Source organism: Sphaerobacter sp., assembly GCF_019683595.1.
Lineage (GTDB): Bacteria > Chloroflexota > Chloroflexia > Thermomicrobiales > Thermomicrobiaceae > Sphaerobacter.
The window spans coordinates 18207-32589 of sequence record NZ_JADGHZ010000025.1 but is presented as its reverse complement, the minus strand read 5'-3'; the positions used below and the strand labels follow the sequence as shown (position 1 = coordinate 32589).

The window sequence follows — 14383 nt, the reverse complement described above, 5'->3', positions numbered from 1 at the left end:
GATCACCGTCCGGGGAGGGCGGGTGGTCAGCGTCGAGACGACCCGGGGGCGGATCGAGACGGAGACCGTGGTCAATGCGGCGGGTGCCTGGGCGGGTGAGGTCAGCGCGATGGTGGGGCTCCACACGCCGGTCATCCCGATCCGCGGGCAGGTTCTGGTCACCGAGCCGCTGACCTGCTTGCCACGGCGCGTGGTGATGGGGATTTCGCCCTCGATCCGGAGCACCTGGGCGGCGAACGGGATCATCGGGAGCATCCAGGAAGACGCAGGCTTCGAAAAGCGCGTGACACTGGCGGTGATGCGGGACTTTGCCAGGGGGATCACCGAGATGTACCCACACCTGCGGCACGTCCAGGTGATCCGTGCCTGGTCGGGTTTGCGGCCCAAGACACCGGACCGGATGCTGATCCTCGGCCAGACGCACCAGGTGCGCGGATTCGTGGTGGCTACGGGTGGGTTCGACATCGGGATGATGCTCGGCCCAGCAGTAGGGGAAGTGGTGGCGGACGTGGTCCTGGAGAGAACGCCCCGGTTTGATCTAACACCCGCTCGGCCCGACCGCTTTGCCGCATGAAACAACGCCAAACCGGAAGCCACGGACGCTCAACTCGCGAGGCGGGAGTATGGCCCACCCAGAGGCTCTGGAGGAGGTTTGATGGGCGTGCGAATCGACGCGGGTGACCACGAAGAACCGGCTCACGAGCACACCTTTACCTTCTCCTGGAACGGACAGGAAATCCGCGCGCACCGCGGCGCGACGATTCTCGGTGCGTTACTCGCGAGTGGGCATCGGGTGCTCCGCACGACGCGCATCGCGGGCGAGCCACGCGGTCCGCTGTGCGGCATCGGGGTCTGCTACGAGTGTCTGGTGACGGTCGACGGGAAGCCGAACCGGCGTGCCTGCGTCACTACGGCACGACCGGGCATGGTCGTGACATCCGGCGCGGTCGCGCGTGCGGACCGAACGGAGTCGTGAGCCATGACGCGGAAACAGGCGGTGGCCATCGTCGGGGCTGGGCCGGCGGGGATCGCGGCCGCGCTGGCTCTCGCGGAGTACGGCGTCCCGGCGATCCTCATTGACGAAGCCGAACACGTCGGCGGGCAGTACTACAAGCACTTCGGCGTCGCGCCGGGGTCCAGCCGCGGTCGTGGGTTGGACCAGTTGCGCCAGCAAGGCCGCGAACGGCTCCACGCGCTGGAGCGGTCGAAGGTCGACGTGCGGCTCGGGACGACGGTGTGGGGCTTTTTCGAGCCGAATCGGCTGGCGCTCGTGGCCGACGACCGGGTGGATGTCCTGGAGGCGGCGGCCGTCCTGATCGCGACGGGTGCAATCGAGCGGGTCGCGGCGTTTCCGGGGTGGACCCTGCCCGGTGTGATGACCGCCGGAGCAGCGCAACGCGTGCTCAGCCACGACGGTATCTTGCCGGGGCGGCGGTTCGTTCTCGCGGGTACCGGACCGCTCCTCCTTGCGATTGCCACCCAGATTGTCGAGGCGGGCGGTGAGGTCGCCGCCGTGGTCGACTGCGTCGGGCTGACGGAGCCGACGCACAGACTCCGGCACGCTCAGGCGGTGGTCGGCCAGCCTCGCCGCCTCCGGCAGTGGGCGGACTACCGCCTTGCCCTCCGCCGGGCCGGTGTCCCGTACTTCCACAACTACACAGTGGTGGAAGCCCGTGGCGATGGCGAACTCCGCGAGGTGGTCATCGCGGAGAAGGATGCCGGGTGGAACATCGTGCCGGAGACGAGGCAGGTGCTCGAGGCCGATACGCTCTGCCTGCACTTCGGGTTTGCGGCATCCACCGAGCTGGCGCAGCTTGCCGGGTGCGCGCTCGCCTTCGCGCGGGAGCGGGGCGGTTGGTACGTGGCACACGACGATGGGATGCGCGCCAGCCGGCCGGGGTTCTATGTGGCGGGGCAGGTGAGTGGGATCGGCGGAGCCGACCTCGCCGAAGCCACCGGTGCGCTGGCGGGGCTGACGATCGCATACGACCTGGGGGTGATCGGAGCCGAGGCGTATGATCGGGCGGCGCGGCCGCTCCGTCGCACGATCCGGCAGGGTCGCGCCTTCGCCCGGATGCTCAACGAGGTGTACACCGAACCGCCCGGGATCGCACGCCTGGTAGAGCCGACAACCGTGCTGTGCCGCTGCGAGGAGGTCACGGCGAGCCAGATCGATCAGGCAGTTGCGGCCGGGGTGACCACGCTAAACGGGCTGAAGCGGCGCACGCGCTGCGGGATGGGCTTCTGCCAGGGACGGATTTGTTCGCAGGTGGTGGGGCGTTACCTCGAAGGTCGGTATGGCGTGGCACCGGACGAGGCAGGCGTCTTCAACGCGCGGGTGCCGTTGAAGCCGGTGCCGCTAGGCGCTCTCGCGACCATTCCGGATGACGCGTCGTAGCGCGTCTACCGCCGCCTGACGCGAGCCGCTCCCCTCGTCGAGGATCGCCAGGGTATAATCATTAGAATCAGCGAACCGAACCGACCGCACGACCGGGGCCGACTTGATGAGCGACGGAGGATACGCGCCCGGTTCCACGGATTTCGACGGCAGCGAATGGCTGACCCTGCCCGCCGTTGCCCGCCACTTCGGGGTGTCCACGCACACGATCCGCCGCTGGATTCACGACGGCAGGCTACCGGCCGAAAAGCGTGCGGGGCGCTTCGGGGAGCAGTTCTTCGTACCCTCGGCTGCGCTGGATCGTGCCCAGGAGCCGGCCCAAGAGCCGGATCATGGCGCCGTGTGGGGTGACCCGAGTACCGGACGGCAGCTCATCGGACGCCGCGTGGAGTTCGAGCGGTTGCTCGCTGCGCTGCACGCGGCGATCGAGGGGCGGGGCGGCGTGGTCCTGGTCGCGGGGGATGCGGGCGTTGGGAAGTCGGTGTTGATCGAGACGCTGGCGGGCGAGGCGCGTGCGGCCGGCGTGCAGGTGATCGGCGCCCGGTGCTACGAGTTGGACGGCACGCCGCCCTACGGCCCGTGGCTCGAAATGTTCCGCACTGACCGCGCACCGCCGAATCTGCCCGTCCCCGCCCCGGCGCTCTCGGTCAAGGATGCGCTCGAGGCGGTCGCGGGACGGCGGAAGCTCCACGATCAGGTCCTGTCGTTCTTCACTGAACTCTCGCGCCACCGACCGGTGCTCCTCCTCCTCGGAGACGTGCACTGGGCGGATGAAGAATCGATCCACCTCCTGCGGCACCTCGGCCGACAGGTTGGTCAGCGTCCGATCCTGATCGTCGTGACCTACCGGCATGTCGAATTGCGGCCGAACGAGCCACTCTACCGGCTCCTTCCCCATGTGCTGCGCGAGACCGAGGCCGAGCGCATCACCCTGCGCGAGTGGGACCGGGAAGCCGTCGTCGAGTTGGTGACGGCACGCTATCCCCTTTCCCAGGCGGACCAGGATCGGCTGGTCACGTTCCTGTTGCACTCGTCCGAAGGCAATCCCTTCTTCGTCAACGAGTTGCTCCAGTCGCTGGAGGATGAGGGGGTGCTGCGGCTCGCCGGCGAGGGCTGGGTTCTCGGTGAGCTGAGCGGTGTCCGGGTGCCGCCGTTACTCCGCCAGTTGATCGACGAGCGGCTCGAGCGTCTTGCGCCCGAAGCACGCCACCTGTTGCAGGCCGCCGCGGTTATCGGGGAGGAGGTTCCCATCGACGTCTGGCAGGCGGTGACGGAGGTGAGCGATGAGGCGCTGGCCGACGTGATCGAGCAGGCGCTCGCGGTCCGGGTGATGGTCGAGCTGCCGCAGGAGCCCGTGCTGCGGTTCCGGCACAAGCTCTACCGCCAGTCCCTCTACGAGCACATGATCCTGCTCCGCCGACGGTCATGGCACCGTCGGATCGCAGAGGTGCTCGCCGCCGAGCCCAACCCCGATCCGGACGTGGTGGCACGGCATTTCTCGGAGGCCGGCGACCCGCGGGCGGCCGAGTGGTTGATCGCGTCGGGACGGCGGGCGGCCGGCGCATTCGCGCTGGCGGTGACGGCTGCGCGGTTTGAGAAGGCGCTGGCGATCCTGGAAGGGGACGACCACCGGAAGCGAGAGCGTGCGTGGCTCCTCTGTGAGCTTGCCGAGGCGTACCGCTTCACGGACCCGCAGCGAGCGATCGCGTACCTCGACACCGCCCAGCGCATCGCCAATGAGGTTGGCGACGAGGAGCTGCGGACCATCATTCCCTATTGCAACGCCCGGGTGCGCACGTATGCCGCGCAGAACACGTACGCCGCGCTGCGTGAAAGTTGGCGGGGCATCGAGGGATTGCCGGAGTCGACCCGACATGCCCTGGCAGGCACGCCGCTCGCCTACGCGGTCAGCCGCGCCACGTACGCGCAACTCCTCGCACACTATGGCGCCTACGGCCCGGCGCTGGAACAGGCCGAGCGGTTCCTGGCGGAGTCGCCTTTGGCCGATCCCCGCGAGCACGGCACGGCCTACTTTGCCATCGGGCTGGCGCACGGCGGGCTGGGCCGGCCGAGCGAGGCGAGGGCGGCCTTCGACCAGGCTCGCACCTACTTCCGGCAGACAGAGGCGTACCACATGGTCGGGGCGACCTATGACTGGGAGCTCGATCTGGTGCTTCAGGTCTACTATCCGGATCGTGTCGAAGAGCGGCGCCGGATGCTGGATGAGGCGGCGCGGGCGTGGCGTCACTCGGTCTTCGGAGCGCTCGTCCCGCCGGGCTCCCTCCCGACGATGATCGACTCGCTCTTGCTCGAAGGACGCTGGGACGAGGCGCGTGCCAGCGCCACGGCGTTCCTGGGTGCCAATGCCCAGCCGCTCGGCATGCGGCGGATTCTGGCCGATCTCGACCGGCGCCAGGGGGACTCGTCCCGCGCGTGGGCGCGCATCGCCGAAGCGCTGCCCGACGGCCCCGACACCGAGCCGCCGCTGAGCCACTTCCCCTTCGGCCTGCGCCTGATCGGCGTCGCCGCCGAGCTGGCTCTTGACGACGGCGACCTCGATTGGGCGCGGCGGTGGATTCTGGCGCTGGAGCGCTGGCTGGACTGGAGCGACATCGAAGTGGGCCGGGCTACTCCGGACCACCTCTGGGCACGGTACTACGCGGCGCAGGGGGATCTGGATCGCGCCTGGCAGTGTCAGCGCGAAGGGCTGCGGCACGCGAGCAACCCACGTCAGCCGCTGGCGATGCTCACCGCGCATCGGACGCTGGCGCGCCTGGCGACTCTGCGGCGGGACTTCGCGGCAGCGCGCCAGCACCTCGTCGGAGCGGAGCGGCTGGCAGCGTCGTTTGAAGCGCCGTATTCGCTGGCGCTCGTTCAGGTCACCCACGCGGAACTGCTGATCGCCTCCGGCCGCGGTCACGAAGCCGGTGGGTTGCTCGCCGCAGCGCGTGCGACGGCCGAGGCGCTCGGGGCCAAGCCGCTGCTTGCTGTGATCGACAACCTGGAGCCACGCCCCACGGCCGTGCCGGGCGGGCTTTCCGCTCGCGAGATCGAGGTCCTCCGCCTCGTCGCCGAGGGGCTGACGGACGCCGAGGTTGCCGTGCGGCTCTCGATCAGCCCCCGCACGGTGGGCGGTCACCTCCAGTCGATCTACAACAAGCTCGGCATCTCCTCCCGCACGGCTGCGACCTCCTTCGCCCACAAGTACGGGCTGGTGCGATAGCGTCCACGCTGTCCGACGTATCACGGCCCGCAGACGCCTGGGGTGGGTTGTGTGTCCCGCCTGCACGGTGGTGCGGATGTCATTCTGAGCGGAGACGGTGCGTCGTTCAGTCGGACCCGGAGGCTCCGTCCGGGTCGAAGGATCTCTACGTTGATTGAGTTCCGACGCGAGATCCTTCGCTGCGCCACCCGCGGCCCCCGCCGCGGACGGCTCCGCTCAGGATGACGGCCAACGCGAATGGGGTTCGACCGCATTCGGTCTCAGGCAGCGGGGTGACCTGCGCCCGGCGGACCGAGTTGGGACCCCTGCGTAGGAGTGAAACAGGTAATGCTCACGGTGGCGGGAGACGCGGGCTGGACTATCGTCGGGTGCAGGGAAGCGCCTCGGCGTCATGTCCGGCAGCGGACGCGGACGATGGGTGCCCCGGCAACGGGAAGCGGGCGCGCTCGGAGTCGTCAGAGGCGCTCCGGCTGGGATGCGAGATCCGTGCGGACGACGGAGGAACAGGATGGCCGACCAGCCCGCCATACTCATCGTCGATGACGAGCCAAGCGTCCTCGCCGCGGTCGCGCGTGACCTCCGAGCGCGGTACGGCGAACATTACCGGATCCTGCGCGCGGAGTCCGGTGCGGAAGCGCTCGACGCGGTGCGACGACTGCGCCTGCGCAATGCGCCGCTCGCGCTGCTGATCGTCGACCAGCGGATGCCCGGCATGACCGGGATCGAGTTCCTCACCGAGGCGATCCAGATCTACCCGGATGTCAAGCGGGTCCTCCTGACGGCGTACGCCGACACCGAGGCGGCGATCCGGGCGATCAATGACGTGCAGATCGACCACTACCTGCTCAAGCCGTGGGATCCACCCGACGAGCGGCTCTACCCGGTCGTCGATGAGGTGCTGGACGACTGGATGGCGAACTGGTCACCGCCGTTCGAGGGGGTCCGGCTCATCGGTCACCGGTGGTCGGTCGAGACCTTCGAGCTCAAGGATTTCCTGGCGCGGAATCTGGTGCCCTACCGGTGGCTCGACGTCGAGAGCAACCCGGAAGCGCGGGAGCTGGCCAGCCAGACCCGGCTCGACCTGACGCGCCTGCCGGTCGTCATCCTGCCGGATGGCACCACGCTCGAACAGCCGAGCCAGCAGCAAGTGGCCGCGCGGATCGGGCTCACGGTGCAGGCCGCCCTGCCCTTCTACGACCTCATCATCGTCGGGGGCGGACCGGCCGGGCTTGCGGCGGCGGTGTATGGCGCATCTGAGGGACTGCGCATCCTTCTCATCGAGCGCCACGCTCCAGGCGGGCAGGCCGGAACCAGCTCGCGGATCGAAAACTACCTGGGCTTTCCCGCGGGTCTCAGCGGGTCCGATCTGGCACGCCGGGCCGTCGCCCAGGCACGGCGTTTCGGGGCCGAGATCCTCAATGCCGAAGTGACCGGTTTCCGGCTGGAGGGGCAGTACCGCATCGTGCGGACCGCGAGCGGTGGCGAGATCAGTTGCCACGCGCTGCTGATCGCGGCCGGGGTGTCGTACCGCCGGCTGGAGGCACCCGGTGTCGACCGGTTGCACGGCAAGGGCATCTACTACGGCGGCGCGCTGTCGGAGGCGATGGCGGCCAAGGACGAGGATGTCTTCATCGTCGGCGGCGGCAACTCGGCCGGCCAGGCGGCCGTGTACTTCGCACGGTTTGCCCGCTGCGTGACGCTCCTGGTGCGCGGCGACTCGCTGCCCAAGTCGGGTATGTCCCAGTACCTGGTTGATCGCATCGCAGAGATTCCGAACATCCAGGTGTGGTTCCGCACCACGGTGGGCGAGGCGCTGGGCGAGACGCGCCTCGAAGGGCTGCGTCTTGCGGACGCACAGACCGGGGAGGAGCGGACCGTCCCGGCGAATGACCTGTTTATCTTCATCGGCGCCAAGCCGTTCACGGATTGGATGGGGGACTTGGTGGCACTCGACGATGCGGGGTTCGTTCTGACAGGACCGGACCTCAAGGGGGCGCGCAACGGCGCGGCGCGCTGGCCGCTGAAGCGACAGCCGTACCTGCTGGAGACGAACGTCCCAGGGGTGTTCGCCGCGGGAGACATCCGGCACCAGTCGATCAAGCGGATCGCGTCAGCGACCGGCGAGGGGGCAATGGCGGTCCATTTCGTCCATCGCTACCTGAGCAGCCTGTAGGCATGGCCATGCAGCGACAGCGTGCGGCTGACGACGGCACCACGACTCAACTGCGCGAGATCCTCCGCAGGGGCGACTTCTTCGCCCAGCTCCCGGACGCGGCCCTCGATGCGCTGATCGGGACAACGGAGCCGATGGCGCTCGATCAGGGGGCGACGCTCATCGCGGAGGGGGATGAGGCGGAGACCGCGTTCGTCATTTTGACGGGCGAGGTGGAGATTCTCCGGCGGTCGGGCGAGATCGACGTGCCGATCGGCGTGCGCGGCGCGGGCGAGATCGTCGGCGAGATGGGGATGCTCGGTGGGTCCGGGCGGACGGCCACGGTGCGAGCGCGGGTGGCCAGCACCGTCCTCCCGATCTCGCGCGAGGTGTTTGAGCGGACGCTGCTCGCCAATCCAACGGCGATGCTCGCGTTGCTGCGCACGGTCATCCAGCGTCTCCAGGGGGCCGAGAGCAGGCTGGTGCAGCATCAGAAGATGGCCGCGCTCGGCACGCTGGCCGCCGGCCTGGCGCACGAGCTGAACAACCCGGCGGCCGCGCTGGTGCGCAGTGTTCAGCAGCTCCACGACATCATCGGCGAGTGGGAACGTCGTGCCGGCGACCTCGGCGCGAGCGGGCTGCATGCCGACATGCTGCCGATCCTGTCGGCGCTTCAACAGGACATCGAGACCCATGCGGGCGATGCGGTCTGGCTCGATGCGGTGACCCGGAGCGACCGGGAAGTGGCCGTGCAGGAGTGGCTTGACGAGCGGAACATCGCCGAGAGCTGGAAACTCGCGCCGCAGCTCGTGGATGTCGGGTGGGATCTCGAACTCCTCCGGCAGTTGCAGGACTTCGTGCCTCCCGACCAATTACCGGCCGTGCTCCGGTGGCTCGCCGCCGGCCAGGGCGTCTACCGGCTGCTCCATGAGATGACGGCGAGTGCCCGGACGATCTCGGAGATCGTCGCGGCCGTGAAGTCCTACACGCGGCTCGACGAGGCGCCGGTCCAGGAGGTGGACATCCACGAGGGGATCGACCAGTCGCTGACGATCCTCCGCTACAAGCTCCGTGGGATCAAGGTGTCGCGCGAGTACGACTGCTGCGTGCCGCCGATCACGACCTCGGCGAGCGAGTTGAATCAGGTCTGGACGAACCTGATCGACAACGCCGCCGACGCGATGGACGGCGAGGGGCACCTGCGCATCCGCACCGCGCTCGAGGGCGACTCGGTCGTCGTCGAGATCAGCGACACCGGCCCCGGCATCCCACCCGGCGTGCAGGGGCGGCTGTTCGAGCCCTTCTTCACGACGAAGGAGCCCGGGCAGGGAACCGGGCTCGGCCTGAACATCAGCTACAACATCGTCCGCAAGCACCATGGGGAGATCACGGTCGACTCGCGTCCCGGCCAGACCCGATTCATAGTCAGCATTCCAGTAGGGGAGGCTGCGCGTGAACCAGATGGTGCGGGAGGGCATGACGCCTGCCCTGCGTGACGGCGGTGCTCGTGAGCGCCGCGTGGTCACCATTCTCTTCTGTGACGTCGCCGGTTCCACCAGCATCGCCGAGCAACTCGACCCCGAAGAATGGGCCGAGATCATGCACATGGCCTTCGATGCGCTCATGCGGCCGATCGAGCGGTACGGGGGCACCATCGCGCGCCTAATGGGTGATGCCGTCCTTGCGTTCTTCGGCGCACCCCGCGCGCATGAGGACGACCCTCGGCGCGCGATCCTGGCTGCGCTCGACATCGTAGCCGAGGTGGCGCCGCTGCGCGACCTCGTGCGCCAGACCTACGGGCTGGAGTTCAACGTCCGGATCGGCATCAACACCGGCGATGTCGTGGTGGGGGAGTTCGGCTCGGCCGCGATGAACGAGTACACGGCGATGGGTGATGCCATCAACCTCGCCGCGCGGCTGCAGCAGGAGGCCGAGCCGGGCAGCATCCTGGTCGGGGAAACGACGTACCGCGCGACAGCCCCGTTCTTCCGCTTCGAGTCGGTCGGGCAGCTCGCGCTGCGCGGCAAGGCGCGAGCCGAGAACGCCTATCGCGTACTGCAGCCCACGGATGTCAGTGGCCGTCTCTGGGATATCGCCGGGCTGGACGCGCCGCTGATCGGGCGCACGGCCGAGTTGGACCTGTTGTGCCGTGCCTATGAGGGCTTGAGCACCGGGAAGGGGCACGTTGCCTGCCTCATCGGCGACGCGGGCATGGGCAAGAGCCGGCTGATCGCCCACCTGCGGGGCGTCTGGGAGGCCGACCGCGGCCGGGGCGGCGACGTCGCGTGGCTCGAACATCGCGTCGTCTCGTTCGCCGGGTTGGAGCCCTACGGTGCGCTCCGGCAGCGCCTGCGCCGCGTGTTCGGCATCGCCAGGCACGACACGGCCGAATCGGTGCACGCCAAGGTGATGCGCGCCACGCAGCACTTCCCCCCGGCAACCCGGGAGCGGGCGACGCGGATCATCACCGCGGTCCTCGGGGTAGGCGATGAGGCGTCCCCGGCGCAGGCGATCAGCGAGGGGATCTCGGCCGACGCGTTCAGGCGTGAGCTTGCCTTGGTGATGAAGGAGCTCCTCCGCGGCTGGAACCGCGGGAAGCCGGTGGTCTTCGTGAGCGACGACCACCACCTGATCGATCTGGCATCAGAGGAGCTCGTCGTCGACCTCCTGCAACTGGTCGAGGACGCGCCGGTGCTGTTCGTGCTGGCGTTCCGGCCCGAGTTGGGGAGCCCGGTTTGGAAGATCATCGAGACGTGCCGGGAGCGGTACCACAGTGGCTTCAGTGAGATCTGGCTCGCGCCGCTGGCCGCCGACGAGCGGATGGCCTTGTTTGACTCGCTGGTCCGGTCAGACGATGGGCAGCGCCTGCGCGAGCTGGTGCTGGAGAAGGCGGGCGGGAACCCGCTCTTCATCGAGGAGATCGTGCGGTCGCTCATCGATCAGGGGTACCTGGAGCCGTGCACCGACTGCCCAGAGCAGCAGTGGCGGGTCGCGCCGCACGCCGACCTGTCCCAGGTCACGATTCCGAGCACCTTGCACGCCCTGATTCTCGAGCGCGTCGACCGCCTGGCGCCGGAGGTCCGCCAGCATCTCCAACTGGCTTCGGTGATCGGTCGGTCGTTCTCCCGGGATCTGCTGGAGGCAATCTCGCCGGCACCGGATTCCATCGCGGATCACCTCGCCGTCCTGACGAAGCTTGACCTCGTCACACCGGATGCCGAGTTCGGCGCCGGCGCGTACTCGTTCCGTCACCCGCTGATCCAGGAGGTGGTGTACAGCACGCTGATCCGGCGGTTCCGCAGCGAGGTGCACCGGCGGATCGGCGGCGCGATCGAGCGGCTGTATGACGGCCGGCTGGACGAGCGAGCGGGGGAGATCGGCTGGCACTACTCGCAGGCCGGTGACGAGCGCGCCGTCGGGTGGTTGCTCAAGGCCGCGGAGCGGGCCGGCAGTGTCGGTGAGCCTCATGCGGCGATCAACTACACCACCACGGCGATCGAGCTGTCCCAGCGGCTGGAGCTGCAGCCGCTGCCACGCGCCTATCAGCTCCGCGCGGAAGCCGCCGAGCTGGTGGGCGACTTCCCCGCTGCGAGCCGGGACTTCACTGACGCGATCACTGCCGCCAGGGCGATCGGCGACGGCGAGGCGGAGTGGCGGGCGCTGCTCGGGCTCGGCATCGCCTGGACCTCGCGGGACTATCGGGTGGCGGGCGACTACCTGCACCAGGCACTGGAGCGGGCGCAGTTGCTGCGGCACCCACTGGCGGTCGCACACAGTCTCAATCGGATCGGCAACTGGCACAGCAACATCGGCCAGCCCGAGGCCGCGGTTCGGGCCCATGAAGAGGCGCTCGCGGTGTTCGAAGCCGCTCGGGCGCAATCCGGCCGCGCGGAAAGCCTCGATCTGCTGGCGCTGGCGCGCTTCATGGCCGGCGACCTGCGCGGAAGCGACGCGCTGTATGAACACGCCATCGCGGAGTTCCGGAGCATCGACGAGCGGCGCGGCCTGGCGTCGAGCCTGGCGATGCGGACGGCGGCCGGAGGCTCGCCGCTCGCGATCACCGTGCCGCCGGCCGACGGCGATCCGGATCAGCGCACGCGCTACGCGCTCGAATCCCTGGACTTATCCCGGGAGATGGGCTGGCAAGCCGGGGAGGTCTACGCGCTGGTGACCCTCGCCGGACGGTCAATGCTGCAGGGCCACTATCAGTCGGCGCTGGCGTACGCGACGGCCGGGTATGACCGCGCCGTGGAGATCGGCCACCGGCAATGGAGTATCGCCGCGCTGTGCCTCCTTGGCGCCACGATGATGGATCTGCTGCAGTTCGAGGAGGCCTACGAACACTTCTGCGTGGCACAGGAGAAGGCGAACCGGACCGGTTCCGAGTTCTGGCGCCGGACCTCGACAGCCGGTGTCACCGACACCCTCCTGGGCCAGGGCCGGATCGACGAGGCAAGACGCGAACTCAACGACGCGCTGCGGGACAACGACCGCCTCGATGCGCTCGCGCGCCGGGAATGCTGGCTCCGCCGGGCGCGGATCGCGTTGGCGGAGGGCGACCCCGCGCGCTGTGTCGCGATCGTTGACATGCTCCATCGGGCGATCCAGCCGGAAGTGTCGCTCGATGCCGTGCCGCACCTGGCGCTGCTGCGGGCGCAGGCGCTCGCGGCGCAGGGGCTCCAGGCGGAGGCGCTCGCGGCACTCGATCAGACGGCGGCCGGGGCGCGTTGCTACGGGTGGCGTCCCGTGCTCTGGCGAGCGCTGGCCGTGCGGAGTGCCATCGCACCCGACCGCCCGGAACTGGGTGCCCCGGATCGCTGGGCGGCTGCCGCCAGTGAGATCGTGGCCGACCTGGCGTCTGAGATCGCCGATCCCGGCCTGCGCTCCTCTTTCACTGCGTCGGCTGCCGCGGTGATCGCACGGGGCGGCTGATCGCGGCCCCGCGGGGGCCGGGCGTCCGACGTCAGGACGCTCGGCGCCGTGCGCGGTCGGTCGCTTCGGCGTAGTCCCAGACGCCCAGGTCGGGTGTCGGGATGCCGAGCGACGTCAGCACCGTGCAGATGTGGGCGCGGTGCTCGTTGCCGTGGTGGAGCGCCTGGGCCAGGATGACGCCGGCGGGGACGTCGCGATCGAACCCGTCGTCCCACGGGACAACGAGCGTCCGCTCCGCGTCGAACGGCTCCTCGAGAAACCGGTCCCAGCGCTGCGCCATGTCGTCCAGATACGTCGCCAGCTCGGCGAGGCTCGGCGTCTCCCCGCCCCTCCGGTACCAGTGCGGTTGATCACCCGTGAGGCGCCGGTAGTAGCTGGCCTCGCTTGACAGGGTGTGCCAGAGCGTGTCGATGATGCTCCCGTACGTGCCCGGCACCTCCGCGTGCAACTGGTCCTCCGTAAGGTTCTGGGCCACGGCGAGCAACTGGCCCGTTGCCCAGGCGTTGTGGCGGAAGGCGTCGACCAGGCCGTCGTTCATGAGCGGACTCCTTCGTGAAAGCCGTCGTTACCAGCCGGGGTAGCGCTCCCAGTCGGTGCTGGGGTCCGGAATTTCGCCCGGGTTGCCGAAGTGGTGGTAGAGGTCGCGGGCGACTTGTTCGATCTCCGGGCGCAGCTCGAGCGGTTCAAGCCAGCGCTGGGGAATGGCCTCGGGACCGAGCAGAGCACCCAGGATGTTGCCGGTGATCGCTCCGGTACTGTCGCTGTCGCCGGAGTGGTTGACCGCCGCGAGCACGCCGCGCTCGAATGAATCGCCGGCCGTGAGCGCGCAGTAGAGGGAGATCGCCAGGGCCTCCTCGGCAACCCAGCCCTCGCCCAGACGCGCGACCCGCTCGGGAGTCGGGGGACCCTCGTCGGCAAGGCGCAGCGCGGACTCGACCGCGGCGAGGCACTCCTTGTGGCCGGGCCAGCGGCGCAACTCATCGCGCGCGAGGGTGATCGCAGCCTCCAGGTCATGGCCGGCGACGATGGCGTCGATCACCAGGGCCAGGATGCCCGCGGCGAGGTAGCCGCTCGGGTGTCCGTGAGTGATCGCCGCCAGCTCGCAGCCGAGCCGAAAGGGATCTCCCGGGTCGATCAGCCCGGCCGGGGCGACGCGCATCACGCCGCCGCATCCCTTCCGGTCGTTGAGCGGATCGTCGATCGTGCCCATCACACCCGACTCGAGGGCCGTCAGACAGGTGGTGCCGGGGGCGCGCCGGTGCCGGAGATCGGGGAGCTCGAGCAACCATCCGCTGCGGATCTCCGGGAATGGGTACGGAGGGTGCATTCCCTGCGTCTCCAGTCAGCGCAGGTAGGCGTGGTAGACGACCGTCGGCCGGTGAGCGTTTCCCGTCTCACGGTGGCGGTTGTCGGACCGAATCAAACCCTCCGCGGTGAAGAGGGTCATCTGGGTGTCGTCGGTAATGGCGGCTAGGCGACCGTAGGCGGGCGCGTAATCCTGGATCCCGTCCGGGCCGAAGGAGGTGCGGATCTGCTCGGTCGAGAGGAACTCGACCGCTGCTCCGAGCGCGTCCCCGACCGCGCCGCCAAGAAGACACCCCGTGATCGACGCGAGCCGGCTCCCGCCGTCGCGGATGTCGTCCAGGCTCCGATGGTCTGTCACATCTCGTTGCACCGG

The 14383-nt window shown here is 69.2% G+C and carries 8 protein-coding genes and 1 pseudogene; 7 read left to right on the top strand and 2 right to left on the bottom strand.

Translation table 11 applies throughout. The annotated features are described in order from the left end of the window. From IRZ30_RS04855 to IRZ30_RS04825, 7 genes are all read left to right on the top strand, one after another. Positions 1-574: FAD-binding oxidoreductase (locus tag IRZ30_RS04855; RefSeq protein WP_294083515.1), on the top strand; the 574-nt coding region annotated here is incomplete at its 5' end. An 81-nt stretch (positions 575-655) separates the two neighbouring features. Beyond that, the gene (locus IRZ30_RS04850) at positions 656-976 is read left to right on the top strand and encodes a (2Fe-2S)-binding protein (protein ID WP_294083513.1); all 321 of its coding nucleotides are present in this window, start codon (positions 656-658) and stop codon (positions 974-976) included. A gap of 3 nt (positions 977-979) precedes the next feature. Further along, positions 980-2398 carry an NAD(P)/FAD-dependent oxidoreductase gene (locus IRZ30_RS04845; RefSeq protein ID WP_294083511.1) on the top strand — a complete coding sequence of 473 codons (1419 nt, stop codon included), beginning with the start codon at positions 980-982 and terminating at the stop codon, positions 2396-2398. 106 nt (positions 2399-2504) lie between these two features. After that, positions 2505-5621 carry an AAA family ATPase gene (locus tag IRZ30_RS04840; protein WP_294083510.1) on the top strand — a complete coding sequence of 1039 codons (3117 nt, stop codon included), beginning with the start codon at positions 2505-2507 and terminating at the stop codon, positions 5619-5621. A gap of 508 nt (positions 5622-6129) precedes the next feature. Beyond that, entirely contained in the window at positions 6130-7794 is a 1665-nt protein-coding gene (locus IRZ30_RS04835) for an FAD-dependent oxidoreductase (protein WP_294083509.1), read from the top strand. A 2-nt stretch (positions 7795-7796) separates the two neighbouring features. Then, entirely contained in the window at positions 7797-9269 is a 1473-nt protein-coding gene (locus IRZ30_RS04830; protein ID WP_294083507.1) for an ATP-binding protein, read from the top strand. Beyond that, positions 9235-12705: an adenylate/guanylate cyclase domain-containing protein gene (locus IRZ30_RS04825; RefSeq protein WP_294083519.1), complete on the top strand. Its 3471-nt coding sequence runs from the start codon at positions 9235-9237 to the stop codon at positions 12703-12705. Before IRZ30_RS04830 ends, IRZ30_RS04825 begins: the two co-directional genes overlap by 35 nt. A gap of 31 nt (positions 12706-12736) precedes the next feature. On the opposite strand, the gene IRZ30_RS04820 is transcribed toward IRZ30_RS04825, so the two are convergent. Both IRZ30_RS04820 and IRZ30_RS04815 read right to left on the bottom strand, forming a co-directional pair. Then, positions 12737-13243 (bottom strand): DinB family protein, encoded by a 507-nt coding sequence (locus IRZ30_RS04820; RefSeq protein WP_294083505.1) that lies wholly within the window; start codon positions 13241-13243, stop codon positions 12737-12739. 27 nt (positions 13244-13270) lie between these two features. After that, positions 13271-14368 (bottom strand): annotated as a pseudogene (locus IRZ30_RS04815) (ADP-ribosylglycohydrolase family protein). Between the last annotated feature and the right edge of the window lie 15 nt (positions 14369-14383).

Excerpts from the sequence above, each read along its gene's own strand:
- IRZ30_RS04850 (WP_294083513.1), top strand. The coding sequence starts at position 656 with ATGGGCGTGCGAATCGACGCGGGTGACCACGAAGAACCGGCTCACGAG.
- IRZ30_RS04845 (WP_294083511.1), top strand. The coding sequence starts at position 980 with ATGACGCGGAAACAGGCGGTGGCCATCGTCGGGGCTGGGCCGGCGGGG.
- IRZ30_RS04840 (WP_294083510.1), top strand. The coding sequence starts at position 2,505 with ATGAGCGACGGAGGATACGCGCCCGGTTCCACGGATTTCGACGGCAGC.
- IRZ30_RS04835 (WP_294083509.1), top strand. The coding sequence starts at position 6,130 with ATGGCCGACCAGCCCGCCATACTCATCGTCGATGACGAGCCAAGCGTC.
- IRZ30_RS04830 (WP_294083507.1), top strand. The coding sequence starts at position 7,797 with ATGGCCATGCAGCGACAGCGTGCGGCTGACGACGGCACCACGACTCAA.
- IRZ30_RS04825 (WP_294083519.1), top strand. The coding sequence starts at position 9,235 with ATGGTGCGGGAGGGCATGACGCCTGCCCTGCGTGACGGCGGTGCTCGT.
- IRZ30_RS04820 (WP_294083505.1), bottom strand. The coding sequence starts at position 13,243 with ATGAACGACGGCCTGGTCGACGCCTTCCGCCACAACGCCTGGGCAACG.